Here is a 23,320-nt window from a genome sequence, read left to right as displayed (position 1 = left end):
TAAAACAAAGAGAATAGAGAACGTTATGAATAAGCCGCATCATTCGCATGCCGCCCCTTTGCTGGTCGTCGGCTGCGTCGTTTTCGGATTGGGCAGCTTGATTGTCAAATTTGTCGACGTCGGCTCTTACGCTATCGCATTTTGGCGGCTGGCGATAGCGGCAGTGATTTTTTGGCTGCTGTCGCGCCTCTTTGGGCAAAAGCTGCCCAAAAGCAGAAAAGCCATCTACACCGCCATGCTCTCCGGCGTGTTTTTGGCATTCGACCTGTCGCTGTGGCACGAAAGCATACACGCCGTCGGCCCCGGTATTTCCACCTTGCTCAACAGCTTGCAGATATTTTTCCTCTCCGCCATCGGTTTCTTCTTTTTCGGCGAACGCTTGAGCAAATCGCAAATGTTCAGCCTCATTCTCGCCATCAGCGGCGTCGCCCTTATCGGCAGCCCTGAGTTCGGACACAACGGCAACGCCGTCTGGGGCTTTATCAGCGGCATCACTTCGGGCGGGATGCTCGCATTGTCTATGGTGTGTATCCACAAAACCCACCAAATCGAGAAAACCTCCCTGTTCCCGATGATGATGATTTTGAGCTTTGGCGGCGCGTTATCCCTCATCATCCCGTCCATATTGTTTGACAGCCACGCCCTCTATCCCGCCACCATGCGCGATATTGGGTTGGTATTGATTTACGGCGCGGTGATGCAGTGTTTCGCATGGGGCATGATAGCCTACGCCATTCCCTTATTATCATTCTCGCTGACCGGACTGCTGTTGCTCTCCGAACCCGTCGCCGCCTTGCTGATAGACTATTTTGGGTTGGATAAACCGATCAACGCCCTCCAATGGAGCGGCGCCGTGTTGACCCTGATTGCTATTTACTTAGGGCGTGCCAACGAGAAAAATGCTTGATGTTGCCTTACCGTCACAAACGGATGCGATGACTTGCCGTTATTCGAGTAGGTGCATTCAATAGATTTTCAGACGACCTTTTCCCAATCCCGGATTCTGCAAAAGCAAAAACACCGAAGACCAATTAATCTTCGGTGTTTTTTAATAGGGTGGCGAGCCAGACCCCCGGCACTGACGCATCGGAGTGGGCTGCTGGCTTCCGCCCCTGACCCGTTGTTCCGAATTACCATGCGGGGAGACCCGCCGTAAGAGAGTGGCATTATAACTGTTTTACGGGAAAACTCAAGCGCGGCTGCATCAAAGGTCGTCTGAAAAGTCTTTTTACCTTTAAATTGTCAACAATATCCGCCTTTTTGAAAATTATTCCTATTGAAACATTTTTCGCCTTTTCCGTTGAAAAACATCGGAATTTAAACTACATTATCGCTTTTCCAACGAGTTGTCTGATTGTCTCGAAAATCATTTTAACTTCGTTGAAGCTGCACTTTCAGACGACCTTTTCATAAAAATACGGCGAAATCATGCCGCAGCTTTCCGCAGTTTCGCCGTACCAATAATCATACGGACACACCGCCACCATGACCACGACTACCGCCCCGCAGCGTATTCGGGAAATTCCCTACAACTATACTTCCTACACCGACCGCGAAATCGTCATCCGCCTGTTGGGCGATGAGGCGTGGCAGATTCTGCAGGACTTGCGCGGACAGCGCAGGACGGGGCGTTCGGCGCGGATGTTGTTTGAAGTGTTGGGCGATATTTGGGTGGTCGTGCGCAATCCGTATCTGGTCGATGATTTGCTGGAGCATCCGAAACGCCGCGCCGCGCTGGTGCGCGAAATGCGCCACCGTTTGAACGAAATCCGCAAACGCCGTGACGACAATCCGCAAGTCGATGTATTGGTTGCGGCGGCGGAAAAGGCGGTCGAGCGTTTTGACGGCAGCTTTGACGAAACGCGCCAAAAGCGGCGGCAGATTTTGGAGCGTTTGAGCAAAATCACCAAGCCGCACAATATTATGTTTGACGGGTTGGCGCGGGTAACGCACGTTACCGATGCGACCGACTGGCGCGTCGAATATCCGTTTGTCGTCGTCAATCCCGACACGGAAGCGGAAGTCGCGCCTTTGGTGCGCGCCTTAATCGAGCTGGATTTGGTCATTATCCCGCGCGGCGGCGGCACGGGTTATACCGGCGGTGCCGTGCCTTTGGATGCCATGAGCGCGGTCATCAATACGGAAAAGCTGGACAAGCATCGCGGCGTCGAATTTGTCGAACTGGCGGGTTTGGACGGAAAACATCCGATTATCCATTGCGGCGCGGGCGTGGTAACGCGACGGGTGGAAGAAACCGCGCATCAGGCGGGTTTGGTGTTCGCCGTCGATCCGACTTCCGCCGATGCGTCCTGCGTGGGCGGCAATGTGGCGATGAATGCGGGCGGCAAAAAAGCCGTGCTGTGGGGGACCGCGTTGGACAACCTCGCCTACTGGCAGATGGTCAACCCGCAGGGCGAATGGCTGCGCATCGAGCGCGTGCGCCACAATTTCGGCAAAATCCACGACGAAGAAACCGCCGTGTTCGACGTGCACACGCTGGATTCAGACGGCCTCAATGTCGTTAAAACCGAACGCTTGGAAATTCCCGGCCACAAATTCCGCAAAGTCGGTTTGGGCAAAGACGTTACCGACAAATTCTTGAGCGGCCTGCCCGGCGTGCAGAAAGAAGGCACGGACGGCATCATCACCAGCGTCGCCTTCGTGTTGCACAAAATGCCGAAATACACGCGTACCGTGTGTATGGAGTTTTTCGGCACGGTCGCCACCGCCACGCCGTCCATCGTCGAAATCCGCGATTTCCTGCTCGCCCACGACAGCGTGCGGCTGGCGGGTTTGGAACATTTGGACTGGCGTTATGTCCGCGCCGTCGGTTACGCCACCAAAGCGGCGGGCAAAGGACGGCCGAAAATGGTTTTGCTGGCGGACGTGGTTTCAGACGACGAAGCCGCCGTAGAGGCAGCCGCCGAACACATCTGCGAACTTGCCCGCGCCCGCGACGGCGAAGGCTTTATCGCCGTGTCGCCCGAAGCGCGCAAAACCTTCTGGCTCGACCGCAGCCGCACCGCCGCCATCGCCAAACACACCAACGCCTTTAAAATCAACGAAGACGTAGTGATTCCGCTGGAGCGGTTGGGCGAGTATTCGGACGGTATCGAACGCATCAACATCGAGCTTTCCATCCAAAACAAACTCACCCTGTGCGCCGCATTGGAGCAATATCTTTCGGGCAAACTCCCCATCGACAAAATGGGCACGGACCTGCCGACCGCCGAACTTTTAGGCGAACGCGGCAAACACGCCCTTGCCCACGTTTCCGCCGTTAAAGAGCGTTGGGACTGGTTGCTCGCCCATCTCGATACGCCGCTTGCCGACTACAAAGCCCGCTACGGCGCAGCCGTCCATGCCGCGCCCGAAGCCAAAGACGACGAGAGCTGTTTCACCGCATTCCGCGATTTCCGCCTGCGCGTGTCCGTCAAAGAAGACGTAATGAAACCGCTCGCCGAAATCTTCAGCGGCAAAACCGACACCAAAATCATCGAAGGCTTGGGCAAAATCCACGCCAAAACCGTGCGCGGGCGTGTCTTCGTCGCCCTGCACATGCACGCCGGCGACGGCAACGTCCACACCAACATCCCCGTCAATTCAGACGACGCCCAAATGCTTCAGACGGCCTACCGTTCGGTCGAACGCATCATGAAGCTCGCCCGCTCGCTCGGCGGCGTGATTTCGGGCGAACACGGCATCGGCATCACCAAGCTCGAATTTCTGACCGATGAAGACTTGCAGCCGTTTTGGGACTACAAAAACCAAGTCGATCCCAAACACACCTTCAACCGTCACAAACTGATGAAAGGTTCGGACCTACGCAACGCCTACACGCCGTCCTTCGAACTGTTGGGCGCGGAATCGCTGATTATGGAAAAATCAGACCTCGGCACCATTGCCGATTCCGTCAAAGACTGCCTGCGCTGTGGCAAATGCAAACCCGTCTGCTCCACCCACGTCCCGCGCGCCAACCTGCTGTACAGCCCGCGCAACAAAATCCTCGGCGTGGGGCTCTTGACCGAAGCCTTTTTATACGAAGAACAAACCCGCCGCGGCGTTTCCATCAAACACTTCGAAGAACTCATGGACATCGGCGACCACTGCACCGTGTGCCACCGCTGCGTCAAACCCTGCCCCGTCAACATCGACTTCGGCGACGTAACCGTAGCCATCCGCAACTACCTTGCCGACTCCGGCCACAAACGCTTCGCCCCCGCCGCATCGATGGGCATGGCATTTTTGAACGCCACCGGCCCGAAAACCATCAAAGCCCTGCGTGCCGCCATGATACAGACCGGCTTCCCCGCGCAGAATTTCGCCTACAAAATCGGCAAACTCCTGCCCGTCGGCACCAAAAAACAAAAAGCCGAACCCAAAGCCACCGTCGGCACCGCTCCGGTCAAAGAACAAATCATCCACTTCATCAACCGTCCTTTGCCCAAAAGCGTGCCCGCCAAAACACCGCGCTCCATGCTCGGCATCGAAGACGACAAAAGCATCCCCATCATCCGCAACCCCGCCGCGCCCGAAGATGCCGAAGCCGTGTTCTACTTCCCCGGCTGCGGTTCCGAGCGTTTGTTCAGCCAAATCGGACTCGCCGTCCAAGCCATGCTCTGGCACGTCGGCGTACAAACCGTCCTGCCGCCCGGCTATATGTGTTGCGGCTATCCGCAGGACGCGGGCGGCAACAAGGCAAAAGCCGAGCAAATGAGCACCAACAACCGCGTCGCTTTCCACCGTATGGCAAACACCCTCAACTACCTCGACATCAAAACCGTCGTCGTCAGTTGCGGCACCTGCTACGACCAGCTTGAAAAATACCGCTTTGAAGAAATCTTCCCCGGCTGCCGCATCATCGACATCCACGAATACCTGCTCGAAAAAGGCGTGAAACTAAACGGCGTAAAAGGTCAGCAATACCTCTACCACGACCCCTGCCACACGCCCATCAAAACCATGAACGCCACCCAAATGGCCAGCAGCCTCATGGGGCAGAAAGTCATCTTAAGCGACCGCTGCTGCGGCGAATCCGGCATGTTCGCCGTCAAACGCCCCGACATCGCCACCCAAGTCAAATTCCGCAAACAGGAAGAAATCGAGAAAAATCTCAAAGAGCTGCCGCAGGGCGAACCCGTCAAAATGCTCACCACCTGCCCCGCCTGCCTGCAAGGACTGAGCCGCTACGCCGACGACAACGACATGCCCGCCGACTATATCGTCATCGAAATGGCGAAACACATCCTCGGCGAAAACTGGCTGGACGAGTTTGTGAAAAAAGCCAACAACGGCGGCGTGGAGAAAGTGTTGCTGTAAGGCGTACGGTTTTCAGACGACCTCAAAGGTCGTCTGAAAACCGTCATTCATTAAATCGGCGGAGAGACTTTGGAAGGTTGGAGAAGAGTTTGCCGAACCCTTAATACAATGCGCCGAACAGTCAATCCAATTTTCAGACGACCACTACGTTTTAAGCAGATGAAAACAGTTTGAATAACACCCTGACGGCTGTACCCTCCAGCCGTCAGGGTGCATTTTTATAGTGGATTAACTTTAAACCAGTACGGCGTTGCCTCGCCTTAGCTCAAAGAGAACGATTCTCTAAGATGCTGAAGCACCAAGTGAATCGGTTCCGTACTATCTGTACTGTCTGCGGCTTCGTCGCCTTGTCCTGATTTAAATTTAATCCACTATGCGTAGGCGGGGGCGGGAATGACGGTAGCCAGACAGAAATCTATGCCACGACGCGCAACCTGCCCCCCTCTCCCGTCCGGCGGGAGAGGGTTGGGGAGAGGGTGGCTTTACGGGCTGCACCAATTTGATTTTGTCTAAAGCCGCGAAGCCCCCCCATCCTAACCTTCCCCCGCAGGACGGGGGAAGGGACAAGGTTGCTGATACGGTAAAAGGTCGTCTGAAACTGAAAATTTGGTTTCAGACGACCTCTTCTCGTAATCAGAACATGCTAAATACCCCGCCCAGATAGGGAAGGGCAGGTTGCCGTTGAAGCAACGAGTAGCGTGATATCACGATCAGCATGATACTGCTTAAAGGCGGATGAAGCAGGCAGATGGTTGTATGGATTGCTGCAAACGGGAGCGTTGCAATTTGAGATGGAAAAAGCCGAGTCCTGTTTATGCAGAACCCGGCTTAATAGGGAGCGCCCAAATAGGCTTTTACGAGCGTCCGAGATTTGAGGCGCAGTTTAGATTCAAATTCAGACGACCTGTTGTGACATCAGATTGCTTAACGCAGTTCCGTATGCAGGCGGCTGAGGAGCGTAGAGGCATCGCTGCCTTTGTATGCGCTGCCGTCTTTGTTTAAGAGGCTGATGCGCGAACCGCCGTTGACAGGCTCGACGAATACGATGATTTCGGGGTAGGCGGCAGGTTTCTCAACTTTTTTGCCTTTGCCCAGCATACGGCCGAAGAAGCCCGGTTTTTTCGTGGAAACGGCGTCGCTTTCGTTAGGCGCCTGTTGAACCAAGAAGGCGTGGCGTTCGATGTTTTGACCCAAGACATTCAAGCCGATGCGGTCAAGGGCAAGCGCGGTGCGGCGCCAGTTGCGGCCGTAGTCGCCGGAGACGAGCAGGGTGTTGCCGTCGATTCGCGCCAATTCGTTGCCGCTGCGTTTGGCAACGCTTTGGGTCAGCGCGTTTTCGGCTTGTTGCTGATCGACGCCCATATATTGCATGAAGCGTGCGAGGAAGGCGGCTTCAAGATTTGGGTCGTTGGCGGCAGGCTGCCATGTGGTCGTGTCTTTGTTTTTGTCTGCGTAAACTTCTTTCATGCCTTTGTGGGCGAAGAAGACGTCGGTCGTGCCGTTTTTGCCTTGTTCGATGCGGATGATGAATTTATCGCGCTCGCTGGTGGAATAGATGCCGCCCAAGCCGACTTTGTCCAAGAGGCGGCGCAGACCGTCTTGCGGGATTTTGGCGCGGTTTTCCGCCCATTCGGTTTCCATTTGACCGATGCCGGGTTCTTCGGATTTGATGTCAAAGCCGTTTTCTTGCCAGAATGCTTTCAACAGAGGCCAAATTTCGGCTGGGGATTTGCCTTGAACTTCAACCCAGCGTTGGTTGCCGTCGCGTTCCAAACGGACGCCTTTGACGGATTTGAGGACTTCGGAATTCGCGGCTTGTTGCGTTGCCGATGTGCGGCGGCTCAGGTCGCTGGCGCGGACGGCGCCGCTGCCTGCGGGTATTTGATAGAGGTTGCCTTGATCGGGATTGTTCAAATCAGGCGGTACTTCTAATTTGACGATTTTGCGTGTCTGGGTTTGGTAGTCCAGCTTAGGCAGGTCTTTTTTGTTGCCCGAACAGGCAGTCATGCTGATCAGGGCGATTGCTACGACGACAGGTTTCATATAGGTCATATTGGTTTCCTGTGGGATGTGATGGGTTAACGGCAGGTCGTCTGAAAACGGTTTTCAGACGACCTTTGCGGTTTATGCGGTGAGTTGTCCGGATTCTTGCAATGCGGCGCGGACTTTTGCCTGTCCGGCTTCGGTCAGGGGGACGAGCGGCAGGCGGACATAAGGGTCGCATTTGCCCAATGCGGAGATGCCCCATTTGGGCGCGGCAGGGCTTGGTTCGCAGAACATAGTGTTATAAATCGGAATCAGGCGGTCATTTAATTGACGAGCGGTCGCAATATCGCCTGCAAGGGCGGCGCGGCACATATCGGCGAAGAGTTTGGGGGCGACATTGGCGGCAACAGTCACAACGCCTTTCCCGCCGCAGAGCATGAAGGGCAGGCCGGTAGGGTCGTCTCCAGAAAGGACGGTGAAGCCTTCGGGCGCGTGTTTGATTAATTCGAGATTGCTGCCGATGTTGCCGCTGGCTTCTTTGACGCCGACGATGTTCGGGATTTTGGCAAGGCGCAGGATGGTGTCGTTGGTCATGCTGACGACGGTGCGGCCGGGTACGTTGTAGATAATCATCGGAATCGAGGTGGATTCGGCGATGGTTTTGAAATGTTGGTAAATGCCTTCTTGGGAGGGCTTGTTGTAATAGGGGACGACGGAAAGGGTGTAGTCTGCACCGGCTTTTTCGGCGGCGCGGGAGAGCGCGATGGCTTCGAGGGTGTTGTTGGCGCCGGTACCTGCGATAACGGGAACGCGCTTGTTGACGTGTTTGACCGTTTCTTCGATTACGCTTAAATGTTCTTCGACGGAGAGGGTGGCGGATTCGCCTGTCGTGCCGACGGCGACGATGCCGTCGGTACCGCTTTCGATATGCCAGTCGATCAAATCGCGGAGTTGTTCGTAATGGATGCTGCCGTCTTGATTCATGGGTGTAATCAGGGCAACCAAGCTACCTTGTAACATACGGAAACCTTTTTATTCATTGTGTGAGGTCGATTATGCTTCGGATTGTAGCTTACTTTGTTGTTTGTGTGAAACATATCGGCCGGACGGTTGGTTTAAAGGCTTAAGGGCTATCATATCTTAATAAATAATATTTTTTATAATCATAAAATTATTGGTTTTGAGCGGTGGAAGTGCTGTCAAGAATTAAAATGTGTTAAGCGCATAAATACCGTCTAAAAATGAAGGACTGTCTGGCGCGGAAATTCAAAGAAATTCGAATTTGGGCGGCCGGAGATGTTTTTGCACTGGAGGATTAGAATTGATAAGGAATCTTTGATTCGCTACAATTTCGTTCCTTAAAATTTTTTAACGTTTGACAACGGATAGAAAGACTGCGATGGCTGAAACAATGAAAAAACAGGTGGATTCGCCTGATTTGGTGTACGGTTTGGAGGATAAACCGCCATTCGGAAATGCCTTATTGAGCGCGATAACGCATCTTCTGGCCATTTTTGTGCCGATGATTACGCCCGCGCTGATTGTGGGCGGCGCGCTGGAATTGCCGGTGGAGATGACGGCGTATCTTGTGTCGATGGCGATGGTGGCGTCGGGTGTCGGCACTTATTTGCAGGTCAACCGCTTCGGACCGGTCGGTTCGGGGATGCTGTCTATCCAGTCGGTGAATTTCTCGTTCGTTACCGTCATGATTGCGCTCGGAGCAGGGATGAAAGAGGGCGGTTTGACTAAGGATGCGATGATTTCGACACTGTTGGGCGTATCGTTTGTCGGCGCGTTTTTGGTGTGTTTCTCGGCATGGCTTTTGCCGTATTTGAAAAAAGTGATTACGCCGACGGTCAGCGGCGTGGTCGTGATGCTGATTGGTTTGAGTTTGGTACACGTCGGCATTACTGATTTCGGCGGCGGCTTCGGCGCGAAGACGAGCGGCACGTTCGGCTCGATGGAAAACTTGGGGCTGGCGTCGCTGGTGTTGTTGATCGTGTTGATATTCAACTGCATGAAAAATCCGCTGTTGCGTATGAGCGGTATCGCGGTCGGCTTGATTGTCGGCTACATCGTCGCGCTGTTTTTGGGCAAGGTGGATTTTTCCGCACTGCAAAACCTGCCGCTGGTTACGCTGCCCGTACCGTTTAAATATGGTTTCGCTTTCGATTGGCACGCATTTATTGTGGCGGGTGCGATTTTCCTGTTGAGCGTGTTTGAGGCGGTCGGCGATTTGACTGCGACGGCAATGGTGTCCGACCAGCCGATTGAAGGTGAGGAATACACCAAACGCCTGCGCGGCGGTGTGTTGGCGGACGGCTTGGTATCGGTGATTGCGACGGCTTTGGGTTCGCTGCCGTTGACCACCTTCGCGCAAAACAACGGCGTGATTCAGATGACCGGCGTGGCTTCGCGCCATGTGGGCAAATATATTGCGGTGATTTTGGTGCTGCTGGGTTTGTTCCCCGTTGTCGGGCGCGCGTTTACGACGATTCCGAGTCCGGTGTTGGGTGGCGCGATGGTTTTGATGTTCGGACTGATTGCGATTGCGGGCGTGCGGATTTTGGTCAGCCACGGCATCCGCAGGCGTGAGGCGGTGATTGCGGCAACATCGGTCGGTTTGGGCTTGGGCGTGGCGTTTGAACCGGAAGTGTTTAAAAACCTGCCAGTCTTGTTCCAAAACTCCATTTCCGCCGGCGGCATTACGGCAGTTATCCTGAACCTGCTTTTGCCGGAGGATAAAACCGACAAAGTCGTCAAAATCGATACCGAGGGGCTGGAGCATTAAGCTTCAAGCGTAAAAAAGGTCGTCTGAAATTTGATTTTCAGACGACCTTTTATATCGGGCTTGTATTGAAACCGTATTCTGCCGAAGAAGTCGGTTTGCGATTTATTTGCCGATGGTGACGCGTTTGATGATAACCGGTTTGACGGGGACGTTTTGATGGAAGCCACGTGTCGCAGTTGGGGTTTTGCTGATTTGCTGCACGACATCCATGCCCGAAGTTACTTTGCCGAAGACGGCATAGCCGTAGCCTTGCGGGGTTTTGTTTTTGAAGTCGAGGAATGCGTTGTCGGCAGTATTGATGAAGAACTGGCTGGTGGCGGAATTAGGATCGCCGGTGCGCGCCATGGCGATGGTGCCGACGGTGTTTTTCAAGCCGTTGTCTGCTTCATTGTTAATGGCTTTGTCTGTGGCTTTTTGGGCAAGGTCCGGGGTAAAGCCGCCGCCTTGAATCATAAAGCCGTCGATCACGCGGTGGAAAACGGTGTTGTCGTAAAAGCCTTTGCGGGCGTAGCTGACGAAGTTGGCGACGGTTTTGGGCGCTTTGGTTTCGTCGAGCGACAGGCTGATGTTGCCCATATTGGTTTCGATAACGGCGTGGGTCTCGGCTTGGGCGTTGAAGGCTGCGGCAAGCGCAAGGGTGGCGAAAGTGAGTTTGAGGGTTTTGTTCATTTGAGTGTTTCTCGTAGTGTGAAAATTAAACGTTATTATCGCGGATTTTATGTGAAATCTCTAAAAGGCGTTGTGAAATATTTTAAGGTCGTCTGAAAACGGATACAGCAAACTTCGTTTTCAGACGACCTTTTGTGTTGCGCAGCGGCTTATTGTTTGGCTGCTTCGATTTGGATGTCGATGCGGACGTTTTTGGTCATGCCTGCATCAACCAGATAGTCCACGCCCCATTTGGTGCGGTCGATGGTGGTGCTGAAGTCGCCGCCGCAAACTTCGGTTTTCGCCATCGGGCTTTGGTAGCAGTTGAATTTTTCGGCTTTGAGTTTGACGGGGGCGGTTTTGCCGTGCATGGTCAGGTTGCCGTCAACGGAAAGCAGTTTTTTGCCGTTGAAGTTGAATTTGGTGGAAACGAAGCGGATGTTCGGGTATTTGGCGGCATCGAATATGTCGGCGGATTTCAGGTGGTCGGTGAAGTGTTGCGAACCGCTTTGCAGGTTGGCAACAGGAATGGTGATGTCGATTTTGCCTTGGCGCTTGGCTTGGTCGAAATCGACGGAGCCGGTCAGACCGTAGAAACCGCCGACGTTGGTGCTGGTGTTGAAGTGGTCGATGGCGAAACGGGCGTTGGCGTGGTGTTCGTCCACTTTGTAGGTGGCGGCGGAGGCAGTACCGATGGCTGCTGCTGCGAGTGCGGCGAAGATGATTTTTTTCATGATTCTTGTCCTTTGTGTGAGGTTGTAAAGACGTTTATCTTAACATAGGAAAGAATGCATATCATTTCTTAAGGGTGAACGGTGGATTTACTTGGATTTGATGATGAGGTCGTCTGAAACCTGAGAAGGACAATATTAATCAAAAAAGCGCGGAGTTATCCGCGCTTTTGGTTTTCAGACGGCCTTTTACAAGGCTGCAAGTACCGCGTCGCCCATTTCGGAGCAGGAAACGAGTTTTGTGCCTTCTTCGTAAATATCACCGGTGCGCAAGCCTTGTTGCAGCACTTTTTGGACGGCGCTTTCAACTTGTTGCGCGCGGGCTTCGTCGTTCAGGCTGTAACGCAGCAGCATGGCGAGCGAGAGGATGGTGGCAAGTGGGTTGGCTTTGTTTTGTCCGGCGATGTCGGGAGCAGAGCCGTGTGACGGTTCGTACAGGCCTTTGCCGTTTTCGTCCAGCGAGGCGGAGGGCAGCATACCGATGGAGCCGGTCAGCATGGAGGCTTCATCGGAGAGGATGTCGCCGAAGATGTTGCCGGTGGCGATGACGTCGAATTGTTTGGGCGCGCGCACGAGCTGCATGGCGGCGTTGTCTACATACATATGGGAGAGTTCGACGTCGGGGTATTGTTTGCCGATTTCTTCAAAGATTTCGCGCCAGAGTTCGGTGGTTTCCAAGACGTTGGCTTTGCCGACGGAGCAGACTTTTTTGCTGCGTTTTTGGGCGGATTGGAAGGCGACGTGGGCGATGCGGCGGATTTCGCTTTCGCTGTATTTCATGGTGTTGTAGCCTTCGCGTTCGCCGTTTTCCAAAACACGGATGCCGCGCGGTTCGCCGAAGTAGATGTCGCCGGTGAGTTCGCGCACGATGAGGATGTCGAGGCCTGCGACGATTTCGGGTTTGAGTGTGGAGGCGTTGGCAAGCTCGGGGTAGAGGATGGCGGGACGCAGGTTGGCAAACAGGTTCAGGTCTTTGCGGATGGCCAATAGTCCGCGCTCAGGACGCAGCGGGCGGTCGAGGTTGTCGTATTGCGGGCTGCCGACCGCGCCGAGCAGGACGGCATCGGCTTTGCGGCAGAGGTTTTGTGTGAATTCGGGATAGGGATGGCCGTATTCGTCGTAGGCTTCGCCGCCTAGTGGGGCGTATTCGTAGCCGGCGTCCAAGCCTTGGGCGATGAGTTTGTCGAGTACGCGGACGGTTTCGGCGACGATTTCGGGACCGATGCCGTCGCCGCGGAGGATGGCGATATGTTTGGTCATGGCAAAATCCTTATGAGGGTTTGGAAAAGGGAAGGTCGTCTGAAAACGGCGAAGCGTTTTCCATTTGTAAGGATGGTGTTTTCAGACGACCTTTTGTGTCTGTTTGCAGGTCGGTTTGTTTGAACGAGGCTGATTGTACCATTGCGGCATCGAGAAAGCTGCGTGGAAATCATGCAGGCGGATTCGTCGGGAACGCGATGGGCGATGTAGCCGAGTTTTACAGTATTTGCGAAGGCGAAGGAAATCAGTAGCGTTCTGCTTCGATACGGATTTTAAAGACGGCTTTGCGTATGGACTTTTCTTCGCCCACCAGTGGGGCGTGCGCGTCGTTGGGAAAGAAGAGGGCGAACTCGCCCGGTTGGAGCGTGAGCCAGGTTTCCGGTTCGCAGTCGAAAAATTCGATGTCGCGCTTTTCGTCGTAGCCCAAACCGTTTTTCAGACGACCCCTGTCTATCCAGCCGTAGGTTTCTTCCCCGCTGATGGGGACTTGGATGTCGATGTGTTTCAAATGCGCTTCGGGCTTGGCTTCGGCTTTGCTCCTCATCGGTTCGCTGCCGACAAAGAGGCGGATATTGGGATTTGCACACGGCACTTGGCCGTCGGGCAGGGCGGCCAAATCCAGGCTTTGCAGCAGGCGGAAGGCTTCGGCAAAGTCGGGGTGCAGCGCGGCGTAGCGGGCGGCGTTGGTGATGGTGTCGGTAATCATGTTTTGCAGAAAGAGATAAAAAGGCCGTCTGAAAATTAAACCTCAGGGTGTAGCGAAGCCAATACGTTCTTCAAGATGCCTTGCCGGAAGACAAATAAGACTTCGGTATAGGCGGCACCATCTCCGATGACGGTCGTTAAGAAAAGGGTGTCGTCTTTAGCGCGGTAGTAACAGTGGCTCAGTTGCGTATTATCGCCTGCCTTTTCAAAATATGGGTCGAACAGGTGGTCATATTGGGCTCGGGGGGCGATTTGTGTTTTACCGTTGCGGAAAAAGGCAATTTCACGATAGTGGCTGAATGGAATTGTACCGTCAGTGCCGAACATTTCTTTTCCGCGATAATGGGAGAGTCCGTATTGATCGTGTGTAAACAGATGTTTTTCTTTCTTATAGTTGAAACGTTCCGATTTAATGCGCACGCCCATGCCGTTTTTTTGACAGGTAAAACCGTCGGCAGTAGCCGTAACGGGGATGCTTTCATAACGCGACAACGGAATCAGTCGCGAAGTATGCACCCAGCCATCCAGGCTTTTTTTGCCGCGCAAATCGTAGGTCATCTGCCAACCGTGTTCTAAATGAAGCTTTCCCTCCATCTCGGGGGTATAAACATGAGTGCCGTTTGGAATTTTGGTCAGGATTCGGCTTTGGGTGTTCGGTTGTTCGCGTAAGTTACTGTATCCGTCAGGATCTTGAATTTCTGAGAATTCCGCATGTGCGGCGAGGCTGATAAAAAGTATAGGGAGCAGGATAATTTTTTTCATGGTGTTGTGTGTGTGAAATTGTTGGGTATGTTTTTCAAATATGATGGTAAAGAGTAACGATCTGATTGTGTGTTAATAAAAGAGGTCGTCTGAAAATTCGCTACGCTCGTTTTCAGACGACCTCATCGTTTATCAACCGTTAAACAGCCAAGGCTGGCTTTGGCGGCGTTTTTCTTCGAAATCGCGGATTTCGTCGGCGTGTTGCAGGGTCAGGCCGATTTCGTCCAAGCCGTTTAAGAGGCAGTGTTTGCGGTGTTCGGTAATGTCGAATTTGAACGTCTCGCCGCTAGGTGTGGTCAGGGTTTGTTCGGCAAGGTCGATGGAGAGCTGATAGCCTTCGTTAGCCTCGACTTCTTTGAAAAGTTGGTCGACTTGTTCTTCGGTCAACACGATGGGCAGGAGGCCGTTTTTGTAGCAGTTGTTGAAGAAGATATCGGCGAAGCTGGGGGCGATGACGGCGCGGAAACCGTAGTCGTCCAATGCCCAAGGGGCGTGTTCGCGCGAGGAGCCGCAGCCGAAGTTTTTGCGAGTCAACAGGATTTGCGCGCCTTGGTAACGCGGCTGGTTCAGCGAGAAATCGGGGTTCAGCGGGCGTTTGCTGTTGTCCATGCCCGGTTCGCCGTGGTCGAGGTAACGCCATTCGTCAAAGGCATTGGGACCGAAGCCGCTCCGTTTGATGGATTTTAAAAACTGTTTGGGGATGATGGCGTCGGTATCGACATTGCTGCGGTCGAGCGGGGCGACGATGGCGGTGATTTTGGTAAAGGCTTTCATGTCAGGTTCTTATAGGAATAATGTGAAAAAAATGATGGTTGTTTGGCGGGTTGGATTAACGTGTGCTGTGCAAACCGATTCGGTTGCCTTCGGTATCTTCGATAAAGGCGGCAAAGCCGTTGGCGATGGGGAATTTCTCCTGCAACAGTTTTCCGCCTGCTGAAACGGCTTTTTCTGCGGTCTCGGCACAATCGGGGCAATTGAAGAAAATGGTCGTGCCGCCGTGACCGGGTTGGGCGTTGCTGTCGTGCCAAATCATGCCGGCAGTACCGTGTTGCGTGTAATCGGCTGGGAAAATGATGAAACGGAAGCCGTTACCTCCGATGTCTTGCAAAGGTTTGCCGAAGACGGATTCGTAAAACGCTTTGGCTCGATCCAAATCTTGGGCATGAATGCCAAACCAGCTTGACGGATTACTCATGGTTCTTTCTTTGCATGGAATGCTGAAAATTTCGGTTGTATTGTTAATGTAGGGTTAGAGGTCGTCTGAAAAAAGGTTTGGATTTTCAGACGACCTCAGCTGCCGGTTTATTCGGTAGCGGCTTCGATTTTGCTGCCTACATTGCTCATTCCGCGGCCTACGGCGTTGCCGCCTTTTTTAACGGCTTCCTCGGTCTTGTCGGCTACGTGCTCAGCAGTTTCTTTGGTTTTGTCCCAGTTGCGGCTGGTGTCATCTTTCGCTCCGGACCAAGTGCTGGAACAGGCAGACAAGATGAAAGCTGCGGCAGCCAATGCAAAAAGTTTTTTCATAATGGATTCCTTTCAAGTGAAAACTGATTGAAAAGGTTTCAGACGTTTTGCGCAACGATGGGGAGATTTGCTTGAGCAACGTATCGTTTTCAGACGACCTCTATTGATGAGGTCGTCTGAAAGATTATGCCATGGTACGGATGTCGGTAAATTTACCGTTGACCGCAGCGGCAGCAGCCATAGCGGGGCTGACCAAGTGCGTGCGCCCGCCGTTGCCTTGGCGGCCTTCGAAGTTGCGGTTGGAGGTGGAGGCGCAGCGTTGACCCGGAGTGAGGCGGTCGGCGTTCATGGCGAGGCACATCGAGCAGCCCGGTTCGCGCCACTCGAAACCGGCATCGATGAAGATTTTGTCCAAGCCTTCCTGTTCCGCCTGCCGTTTAACCAAGCCGGAACCGGGAACGATTAACACGCGCTGTACGTTGTCGGCTTTTTTACGGCCTTTGGCAACGGCGGCGGCTTCGCGCAAATCTTCGATGCGGCTGTTGGTGCAGGAGCCGATGAATACGATGTCGACGGGGATTTCGTTCAGCGGCGTACCGGCTTCCAAACCCATGTATTCGAGGGCGCGTTCCATGCCGCTACGTTTGACGGGATCGGTTTCTTCGGCAGGATTCGGTACTTTGCCGCTGATGTCCAAAACCATTTCAGGTGATGTGCCCCATGTTACTTGCGGTTCGATGTCTTCGGCTTTGAAACGGTATTCTTTGTCGAATACCGCGCCTTCGTCGGAAACCAGCGTGCGCCAGTATTCGACGGCTTTGTCCCATGCTTCGCCTTTGGGTGCGAAGGGTTTGTCTTTGACATAGTCGATGGTGGTTTGATCGACGGCAACCATGCCGGAGCGCGCACCTGCTTCAATCGCCATGTTGCACAGGGTCATGCGGCCTTCCATAGAGAGGCTGCGGATGGCTTCGCCGCCGAACTCGATGGCGTAGCCCGTACCGCCTGCCGTGCCGATTTGTCCGATGATGTAGAGGGCGACGTCTTTGGCGGTAACGCCCGGTTTCAGACGACCTTCAACGGCAATCAGCATGGATTTGGATTTTTTCGCGGTAATACACTGGGTCGCCATGGTGTGTTCGACTTCGGAAGTGCCGATACCGTGTGCCAGCGCGCCGAATGCGCCGTGGGTAGAGGTGTGCGAGTCGCCGCAGACGACGGTCATGCCGGGCAGGGTTGCGCCTTGTTCCGGCCCCATAACATGAACGATGCCCTGACCTTTATCCATGAACGGGAAGTAGGCGAGTGCGCCGAACTCTTTGATGTTTTTGTCCAAAGTATCGACTTGCAGCTTGGAAATCGGGTCTTGGATGCCTTTGTCCCAATCACCGGTCGGGGTGTTGTGGTCGGCGGTGGAGACGACGCTGTCGATACGCCACAGCTTGCGTCCCGCCATTTTCAGACCTTCAAATGCCTGCGGGCTGGTGACTTCGTGCACTAGATGACGGTCGATGTAAAGCAGGACAGTGCCGTCTTCTTCTTCGCGGACGACGTGGCTGTTCCAGAGTTTGTCGTAGAGGGTTTGTGCGCTCATGATGGGGTTATCTTTGCTTATTAATAATAGGGGTAGATGGTTTGTTTTAATGGGCGGATTTTAGGCTTTTTACAGGGGTAGTGCAATAGAAATTTGTCTAATTTCTACATTTTCCCGTAAAAATCTAAAAATAACTTTCAAAAATTGGACAAATTGTAGAATTGTTGACAAAAAGAGGTATTTTATTTGAAACAATGCTTGTCGTACCGCCTAAAAAAGCACTATCATTTCCATCCGTATCCCACATCCGACAACAGAGGTATAGAGAATGAAATTACCGGTTATGGCTGCCGAACATCTGTCGCAACTTCAGGCGTTTGAAGCGAAAATCTTGTGCAACCACGCCAAAATCGAAGCATGGTTCCGTTCGCAATGGAACGCGCACCGCCCGCCGTTTTACGGTTCGGTCGATATCCGCAATGCCGGTTATAAAATTTCGTCTATTGATATGAACTTATTTCCCGGCGGTTTCAACAACCTGAATCCGAATTTCATCCCGCTGGCGGCAGTGGCGGCGCAAGACGCAGTACAGCGCGCCTGTGAAACGGCAAAATCCGTATTGATTATTCCCGAAAACCATACCCGCAACACGTTCTACCTGCAAAACGTTTACGCACTCAGCGAGATTTTGCGCTCGGCAGGGTATGAAGTCCGTTTGGGCAGCCTGAATCCGGAAGTTACCGAGCTGACCGAGTTTGAAACCGCGTTGGGCGATAAAATCCTGCTGGAACCTTTATTGCGTACCCGCGAGCGCGTCCATCTTGCCGACGGTTTCTCGCCTTGCGTCGTCTTGTTGAACAACGACTTGTCCGCGGGCGTTCCCGACATTCTCAAAGGCATTAGCCAAACCGTATTGCCTCCGCTGCACGGCGGTTGGACGACGCGCCGTAAAACAGAACATTTCAGCGCATACAACCAAGTCGCCGCCGAATTTGCCAAACTGATTGACATCGACGAATGGCAGATTAACCCGTATTTCGAAAAAATCGGCGGGTTGGACTTCCAAGAGCGCGAAGGCGAAGACGCGTTGGCGGAAGCGGTAGAACGCGTGCTGGCGAAAATTCAAGCCAAATACGACGAATTGGGCATTACCGACCAGCCTTTCGTTATCGTCAAAGCCGACGCAGGTACTTACGGCATGGGCGTGATGAGTGTCAAATCCGCCGACGAAGTGCGCGGGCTGAACCGCAAAAACCGCAACAAAATGGCGAAGGTGAAAGAAGGCTTGGAAGTCAGCGAAGTGATTGTCCAAGAAGGCATTTATACCTATGAAACCATGAACGGCGCCGTGTGCGAACCCGTCGTTTATATGATGGACCGTTTCGTTATCGGCGGCTTCTTCCGCGTACACGAAGGACGCGGCGCGGACGAAAACCTCAACGCCGGCGGCATGGTATTCGTCCCGCTGTCCAATAGCATCCCCACCGGCAGCGGCGACAACTCCCAAGAAGCCCCCGAAGCCTGTAAACGCGTATTCGAACAATGGGACTCGCTCGGCATGCCGCGCTCTGAAAAAGATTGCGATGTGGACAACGAACACAACCGCCTCTACGTTTACGGCGTAATGGCTCGCCTGTCGCTGCTTGCCGCCGCGCTTGAGTTGGAGCAAACCGCTCCGTAAAGCGTGTTTGGTCTGATTATTTAAAATAGTAAAGGTCGTCTGAAAACCATAGTTTAGGTTTTCAGACGACCTTTTTATATGGGCAGGTAGGATATGGCAGACAACCCATGAAGGCAGCAAGCCGCAGATACTACGTGTAGCATCGCAGCTGTGGCGAAAAATCAGTTTATTCGCCATACGATTCGAAAGGGATGCAAAAAGCCCGAAAAGCGCGGTTTTATGCTAAAATTCCCATCTATTTTTGCCATACGAAATAAAGAAAACCATGACCGACGCAACTATCCGCAACGACCATAAATTCGCACTCGAAACCCTGCCCGTCAGCCTTGAAGACGAAATGCGCAAAAGCTATCTCGATTACGCCATGAGCGTGATTGTCGGCCGCGCGCTGCCCGATGTGCGCGACGGTTTGAAGCCGGTGCACCGCCGCGTGCTTTACGCCATGCACGAGCTGAAAAACAACTGGAACGCCGCCTACAAAAAATCGGCGCGTATTGTCGGCGACGTCATCGGTAAATACCATCCGCACGGCGATTCCGCGGTTTACGACACCATCGTGCGCATGGCGCAGGATTTTTCGATGCGCTACGTCTTAATCGACGGTCAGGGCAACTTCGGTTCGGTTGACGGCGACGGTGCCGCGGCCATGCGTTATACCGAAATCCGCATGGCGAAAATCGCCCACGAAATGCTGGCGGACATCGAAGAAGAAACCGTCAATTTCGGTCCGAACTACGACGGCAGCGAACACGAGCCGCTGGTGTTGCCGACCCGCTTCCCCGCGCTGTTGGTCAACGGCTCGTCCGGTATTGCCGTCGGTATGGCGACCAACATCCCGCCGCACAACCTCACAGACACCATCAATGCCTGTTTGCGTCTTTTGGATGAACCCGAAACCGAAATCGACGAATTAATCAACATCCTCCAAGCCCCCGATTTCCCGACCGGCGCAACCATCTACGGCTTGAGCGGCGTGCGCGAAGGCTATAAAACCGGCCGCGGCCGCGTCGTTATGCGCGGTAAAACCCATATCGAACCCATAGGCAAAAACGGCGAACGCGAAGCCATCATCATCGACGAAATTCCGTATCAGGTGAACAAAGCCAAGCTGGTGGAAAAAATCGGCGAATTGGTGCGCGAAAAAACGCTGGAAGGCGTATCCGACCTGCGCGACGAATCCGACAAATCCGGTATGCGCGTCGTTATCGAATTGAAACGAAATGAAAACGCCGAAGTCGTTTTAAACCAACTCTACAAACTCACCCAGCTTCAAGACAGCTTCGGCATCAACATGGTTGCTTTGGTTGACGGTCAGCCGCGCCTGTTGAACCTGAAACAGATTTTGGCGGAATTCCTGCGCCACCGTCGCGAAGTCGTTACCCGCCGCACCCTGTTCCGCCTGAAAAAAGCGCGTCATGAAGGCCATATCGCCGAAGGTAAAGCCGTCGCCCTGTCCAATATTGACGAGATGATTCGGTTGATTAAAGAATCCGCCGACGCGCCTGAAGCCAAAGAAAAACTGCTGTCCCGCGCATGGCGCAGCGGCTTGGTGGAAGACATGTTGAGCCGTACCGACCTCGACCTGCGCATGGCGCGCCCCGAAGGCCTGCCTGCCAACCTTGGCTTACAGGAGCAAGGCTATTATCTGAGCGAAATCCAGGCCGACGCCATCCTGCGCATGAGCTTGCGCAACCTGACCGGCCTCGACCAAGAAGAAATCGTCGGCGACTACAAAAACATCATGGCAAAAATCATCGACTTTTTGGACATTTTGGCGAAACCGGAACGCATCACCCAAATCATCCGCGAAGAATTGGAAGAAACCAAAACCAATTTCGGCGACGAACGCCGCAGCGAAATCAACCCGTTCGGCGGCGACATTGCCGATGAAGACCTGATTCCGCAACGAGAAATGGTCGTTACCCTGACCCACGGCGGCTATATCAAAACCCAGCCGACCACCGACTATCAGGCGCAGCGTCGCGGTGGGCGCGGCAAGCAGGCTGCGGCCACCAAAGACGAAGACTTCATCGAAACCTTGTTCGTCGCGAACACGCATGACTATTTGATGTGTTTCACCAATCTCGGCAAGTGCCACTGGATTAAGGTTTACAAACTGCCCGAAGGCGGACGCAACAGCCGCGGCCGTCCGATTAACAACGTTATCCAGTTGGAAGAAGGCGAAAAAGTCAGCGCCATCCTCGCCGTGCGCGAGTTCCCCGAAGACCAATACGTCTTCTTCGCCACCGCACAAGGCATGGTGAAAAAAGTCCAGCTTTCCGCCTTTAAAAACGTCCGCAGCCAAGGCATCAAAGCCATCGCGCTCAAAGAAGGCGACTACCTCGTCGGCGCCGCGCAAACCAGCGGCTCGGACGACATCATGCTGTTCTCCAACTTGGGCAAAGCCATCCGCTTCAACGAATACTGGGAAAAATCCGGTAACGACGAAGCGGAAGATGCCGACATCGAAACCGAGATTTCAGACGACCTCGAAGACGAAACCGCCGACAACGAAAATGCCCTGCCAAGCGGCAAACACGGTGTGCGTCCGTCCGGTCGCGGCAGCGGCGGCCTACGCGGTATGCGCCTGCCTGCCGACGGCAAAATCGTCAGCCTGATTACCTTTGCCCCCGAAGCCGCGCAAAGCGATTTGCAAGTGCTGACCGCTACCGCCAACGGCTACGGCAAACGTACCCCGATTGCCGATTACAGCCGTAAAAACAAGGGCGGACAAGGCAATATCGCCATCAATACCGGCGAGCGCAACGGTGATTTGGTCGCCGCAACCCTAGTCGGCGAAACCGACGACCTGATGCTGATTACCAGCGGCGGCGTCCTCATCCGCACCAAAGTCGAACAAATCCGTGAAACCGGCCGCGCCGCGGCAGGCGTGCGCCTGATTAATCTGGACGAAGGCGAAACCTTGGTATCGCTGGAACGTGTCGCCGAAGAAGCGGAAGATGAAAATCCCGAAGTGGAAAATCCGGAAGGCAATGAAGCCGAGAACGCCGTATCGGATACTGAAGGCGGCGAAGCGTAAATCAATCTTCCGATTGACTAGCGCCGATTGGCAGGGTCGTCTGAAATAATAGGTTTCACAATATTAAGAATATCGGCTGAACGATTGCCTGTTCATCGTTTCTATTTCAATAGAAAGAGTGGGTGAGCAGGCAATAAACCAAATGGTTTTAAAATCGATTTTTTATATGTCCGCCCTGTCACGGCCTTCTTTCAGATTTTCGATAATTTATTGATATAGTGGATTAAATTTAAATCAGGACAAGGCGACGAAGCCGCAGACAGTACAGATAGTACGGAACCGATTCACTTGGTGCTTCAGCACCTTAGAGAATCGTTCTCTTTGAGCTAAGGTGAGGCAACGCCGTATTGGTTTAAAGTGAATCCACTATAAATCTAAAAATGGAGAAATCATGTCAACTTTATCCGATAAAATCATCATGGTAACCGGCGCGTCCCAAGGTTTGGGCGAGCAGGTTGCCAAGGCTTATGCGGCGGCTGGCGCGACCGTCATTTTGGTGGCGCGTCATCAAAAGAAGTTGGAAAAAGTTTATGATGCCATTGTCGATGCCGGCTATCCCGAACCCTTTGCCATCTGCTTCGACTTAATGAGCGCGGAAGAAAAAGAGTTTGACCAATTTGCCGCAACCATTTCCGAGGCGACCGGCGGACGCTTGGACGGTATCGTGCATTGCGCCAGCTATTTCTATGCGCTTTCTCCTTTGGATTTCCAGACCGTATCCGAATGGGTCAACCAATACCGGATCAACACCGTCGCGCCGATGGGTTTGACACGCGCAATGCTGCCTTTGCTCAAAGCTTCTTCCGATGCTTCCGTGATTTTTGTCGGAGAGAGTCATGGCGAAGATCCCAAGGCTTATTGGGGCGGGTTCGGTGCGTCTAAAGCCGCGTTGAATTATTTGTGCAAAGTCGCTGCCGACGAGTGGGAACGTTTTGACAACCTGCGCGCCAATGTTCTGATTCCGGGTCCGATTAACTCGCCGCAGCGCATCAAGTCCCATCCGGGCGAGTCGAAAAGCGAACGTAAAAACTATACCGACGTATTGCCGCAGTTTGTGTGGTGGGCAAGTCAGGAAAGCAAAGGGCGCAGCGGCGAGATTGTGTACCTCTAAGCTTGAACGGTAACGCGGCAAAATCATCCTTCGATGACTGACGCGTTTTGATTTTCAAAACATTATCTTTATGTCTGAAAGCAGTTTTTTATAGTGGATTAAATTTAAATCAGGACAAGGCGACGAAGCCGCAGACAGTACAGATAGTACGGCAAGGCGAGGTAACGCCGTACTGGTTTAAAGTTAATCCACTATACGATTGAAATGTCAGGCAAGCGATGCATAAGGTCGTCTGAAATCAAGTTTGGTATTCCGACGATTTTTTGTGAATAGAAAAGAAGTGTTGGT

Annotated in this window: 18 protein-coding genes, 1 other RNA gene and 1 pseudogene; 7 read left to right on the top strand and 13 right to left on the bottom strand. The window is 53.3% G+C overall.

Annotation, left to right across the window (positions count from 1 at the left end; translation table 11 throughout):
* The first annotated feature begins 25 nt into the window (after positions 1-25).
* Entirely contained in the window at positions 26-907 is an 882-nt protein-coding gene (locus tag MON40_RS08740; protein ID WP_003760017.1) for a DMT family transporter, read from the top strand.
* 148 nt (positions 908-1,055) lie between these two features.
* Here the strand turns inward: MON40_RS08740 and ffs are convergent.
* Positions 1,056-1,152: signal recognition particle sRNA small type (gene ffs / locus MON40_RS08735), an RNA gene on the bottom strand.
* Positions 1,153-1,485: 333 nt separating this feature from the next.
* Here ffs and MON40_RS08730 point away from each other — a divergent pair.
* Positions 1,486-5,319, top strand: a complete 3,834-nt coding sequence (locus MON40_RS08730) for a DUF3683 domain-containing protein (RefSeq protein WP_242925871.1) — start codon at positions 1,486-1,488, stop codon at positions 5,317-5,319.
* Between the two features lie 924 nt (positions 5,320-6,243).
* On the opposite strand, the gene bamC is transcribed toward MON40_RS08730, so the two are convergent.
* On the bottom strand, positions 6,244-7,371 hold the full coding sequence (gene bamC / locus MON40_RS08725; RefSeq protein ID WP_003777827.1) for an outer membrane protein assembly factor BamC: 1,128 nt from the start codon (positions 7,369-7,371) through the stop codon (positions 6,244-6,246).
* 72 nt (positions 7,372-7,443) lie between these two features.
* A complete protein-coding gene (gene dapA, locus MON40_RS08720) occupies positions 7,444-8,325 on the bottom strand; it encodes a 4-hydroxy-tetrahydrodipicolinate synthase (protein WP_003761579.1) in 882 nt (293 codons plus the stop codon).
* Between the two features lie 379 nt (positions 8,326-8,704).
* Here dapA and MON40_RS08715 point away from each other — a divergent pair, with 379 nt between their 5' ends.
* A complete protein-coding gene (locus MON40_RS08715; protein ID WP_003777829.1) occupies positions 8,705-10,096 on the top strand; it encodes a nucleobase:cation symporter-2 family protein in 1,392 nt (463 codons plus the stop codon).
* 102 nt (positions 10,097-10,198) lie between these two features.
* Here MON40_RS08715 and MON40_RS08710 read toward each other — a convergent pair whose 3' ends face one another.
* From MON40_RS08710 to leuC, 10 genes are all read right to left on the bottom strand, one after another.
* Positions 10,199-10,765, bottom strand: coding sequence for a peptidylprolyl isomerase (locus MON40_RS08710; protein ID WP_003761582.1), 567 nt, complete (start codon positions 10,763-10,765; stop codon positions 10,199-10,201).
* A 149-nt stretch (positions 10,766-10,914) separates the two neighbouring features.
* Positions 10,915-11,478: a YceI family protein gene (locus MON40_RS08705; protein WP_003761584.1), complete on the bottom strand. Its 564-nt coding sequence runs from the start codon at positions 11,476-11,478 to the stop codon at positions 10,915-10,917.
* A gap of 186 nt (positions 11,479-11,664) precedes the next feature.
* A complete protein-coding gene (leuB, locus tag MON40_RS08700; RefSeq protein ID WP_003777832.1) occupies positions 11,665-12,735 on the bottom strand; it encodes a 3-isopropylmalate dehydrogenase in 1,071 nt (356 codons plus the stop codon).
* Positions 12,736-12,745: 10 nt separating this feature from the next.
* Positions 12,746-12,877: a hypothetical protein gene (locus MON40_RS13380; RefSeq protein ID WP_003777834.1), complete on the bottom strand. Its 132-nt coding sequence runs from the start codon at positions 12,875-12,877 to the stop codon at positions 12,746-12,748.
* A gap of 102 nt (positions 12,878-12,979) precedes the next feature.
* The gene (locus tag MON40_RS08695) at positions 12,980-13,441 is read right to left on the bottom strand and encodes a NanQ anomerase/TabA/YiaL family protein (protein WP_003777836.1); all 462 of its coding nucleotides are present in this window, start codon (positions 13,439-13,441) and stop codon (positions 12,980-12,982) included.
* A 35-nt stretch (positions 13,442-13,476) separates the two neighbouring features.
* Entirely contained in the window at positions 13,477-14,202 is a 726-nt protein-coding gene (locus MON40_RS08690; protein WP_003777839.1) for an SH3 domain-containing protein, read from the bottom strand.
* A 132-nt stretch (positions 14,203-14,334) separates the two neighbouring features.
* The gene (leuD, locus tag MON40_RS08685; protein WP_003742170.1) at positions 14,335-14,976 is read right to left on the bottom strand and encodes a 3-isopropylmalate dehydratase small subunit; all 642 of its coding nucleotides are present in this window, start codon (positions 14,974-14,976) and stop codon (positions 14,335-14,337) included.
* A gap of 55 nt (positions 14,977-15,031) precedes the next feature.
* Entirely contained in the window at positions 15,032-15,397 is a 366-nt protein-coding gene (locus tag MON40_RS08680; protein ID WP_003777841.1) for a VOC family protein, read from the bottom strand.
* Positions 15,398-15,504: 107 nt separating this feature from the next.
* Complete coding sequence (locus MON40_RS08675) at positions 15,505-15,726, bottom strand: hypothetical protein (protein WP_003777842.1); 222 nt, start codon at positions 15,724-15,726, stop codon at positions 15,505-15,507.
* Positions 15,727-15,850: 124 nt separating this feature from the next.
* A complete protein-coding gene (gene leuC / locus MON40_RS08670) occupies positions 15,851-17,260 on the bottom strand; it encodes a 3-isopropylmalate dehydratase large subunit (protein WP_003765512.1) in 1,410 nt (469 codons plus the stop codon).
* A 268-nt stretch (positions 17,261-17,528) separates the two neighbouring features.
* On the opposite strand from leuC, the gene gshA reads away from it, so the two are divergent.
* The 4 genes and pseudogenes from gshA to MON40_RS08655 all read left to right on the top strand — a co-directional run bounded on the left by gshA (position 17,529) and on the right by MON40_RS08655 (position 23,032).
* Positions 17,529-18,881: a glutamate--cysteine ligase gene (gene gshA / locus MON40_RS08665; RefSeq protein ID WP_003777845.1), complete on the top strand. Its 1,353-nt coding sequence runs from the start codon at positions 17,529-17,531 to the stop codon at positions 18,879-18,881.
* 265 nt (positions 18,882-19,146) lie between these two features.
* Positions 19,147-21,921 (top strand): DNA gyrase subunit A, encoded by a 2,775-nt coding sequence (gene gyrA, locus MON40_RS08660; protein ID WP_003777847.1) that lies wholly within the window; start codon positions 19,147-19,149, stop codon positions 21,919-21,921.
* 214 nt (positions 21,922-22,135) lie between these two features.
* A pseudogene (locus MON40_RS13590) lies at positions 22,136-22,198 on the top strand (transposase); the annotation flags it as partial.
* Between the two features lie 114 nt (positions 22,199-22,312).
* Positions 22,313-23,032 carry an SDR family oxidoreductase gene (locus tag MON40_RS08655; protein WP_003761605.1) on the top strand — a complete coding sequence of 240 codons (720 nt, stop codon included), beginning with the start codon at positions 22,313-22,315 and terminating at the stop codon, positions 23,030-23,032.
* Positions 23,033-23,320: the final 288 nt, after the last annotated feature.

The sequence above is a fragment of the Neisseria macacae ATCC 33926 genome, assembly GCF_022749495.1.
In the GTDB taxonomy this organism is placed as follows: Bacteria; Pseudomonadota; Gammaproteobacteria; order Burkholderiales; family Neisseriaceae; genus Neisseria; species Neisseria macacae.
The sequence above is the reverse complement of the archived record's forward strand: the minus strand, read 5'-3'. Positions and strand labels throughout refer to the sequence as shown.

Coding starts and splice junctions, on each gene's coding strand:
- bamC (WP_003777827.1), bottom strand. CDS start 7,371: ATGACCTATATGAAACCTGTCGTCGTAGCAATCGCCCTGATCAGCATG.
- MON40_RS08705 (WP_003761584.1), bottom strand. CDS start 11,478: ATGAAAAAAATCATCTTCGCCGCACTCGCAGCAGCAGCCATCGGTACT.
- MON40_RS08715 (WP_003777829.1), top strand. CDS start 8,705: ATGGCTGAAACAATGAAAAAACAGGTGGATTCGCCTGATTTGGTGTAC.
- leuB (WP_003777832.1), bottom strand. CDS start 12,735: ATGACCAAACATATCGCCATCCTCCGCGGCGACGGCATCGGTCCCGAA.
- MON40_RS08655 (WP_003761605.1), top strand. CDS start 22,313: ATGTCAACTTTATCCGATAAAATCATCATGGTAACCGGCGCGTCCCAA.
- MON40_RS08695 (WP_003777836.1), bottom strand. CDS start 13,441: ATGATTACCGACACCATCACCAACGCCGCCCGCTACGCCGCGCTGCAC.
- MON40_RS13380 (WP_003777834.1), bottom strand. CDS start 12,877: ATGGTACAATCAGCCTCGTTCAAACAAACCGACCTGCAAACAGACACA.
- gshA (WP_003777845.1), top strand. CDS start 17,529: ATGAAATTACCGGTTATGGCTGCCGAACATCTGTCGCAACTTCAGGCG.
- MON40_RS08675 (WP_003777842.1), bottom strand. CDS start 15,726: ATGAAAAAACTTTTTGCATTGGCTGCCGCAGCTTTCATCTTGTCTGCC.
- MON40_RS08680 (WP_003777841.1), bottom strand. CDS start 15,397: ATGAGTAATCCGTCAAGCTGGTTTGGCATTCATGCCCAAGATTTGGAT.
- leuC (WP_003765512.1), bottom strand. CDS start 17,260: ATGAGCGCACAAACCCTCTACGACAAACTCTGGAACAGCCACGTCGTC.
- MON40_RS08740 (WP_003760017.1), top strand. CDS start 26: ATGAATAAGCCGCATCATTCGCATGCCGCCCCTTTGCTGGTCGTCGGC.
- MON40_RS08690 (WP_003777839.1), bottom strand. CDS start 14,202: ATGAAAAAAATTATCCTGCTCCCTATACTTTTTATCAGCCTCGCCGCA.
- leuD (WP_003742170.1), bottom strand. CDS start 14,976: ATGAAAGCCTTTACCAAAATCACCGCCATCGTCGCCCCGCTCGACCGC.
- gyrA (WP_003777847.1), top strand. CDS start 19,147: ATGACCGACGCAACTATCCGCAACGACCATAAATTCGCACTCGAAACC.
- dapA (WP_003761579.1), bottom strand. CDS start 8,325: ATGTTACAAGGTAGCTTGGTTGCCCTGATTACACCCATGAATCAAGAC.
- MON40_RS08730 (WP_242925871.1), top strand. CDS start 1,486: ATGACCACGACTACCGCCCCGCAGCGTATTCGGGAAATTCCCTACAAC.
- MON40_RS08710 (WP_003761582.1), bottom strand. CDS start 10,765: ATGAACAAAACCCTCAAACTCACTTTCGCCACCCTTGCGCTTGCCGCA.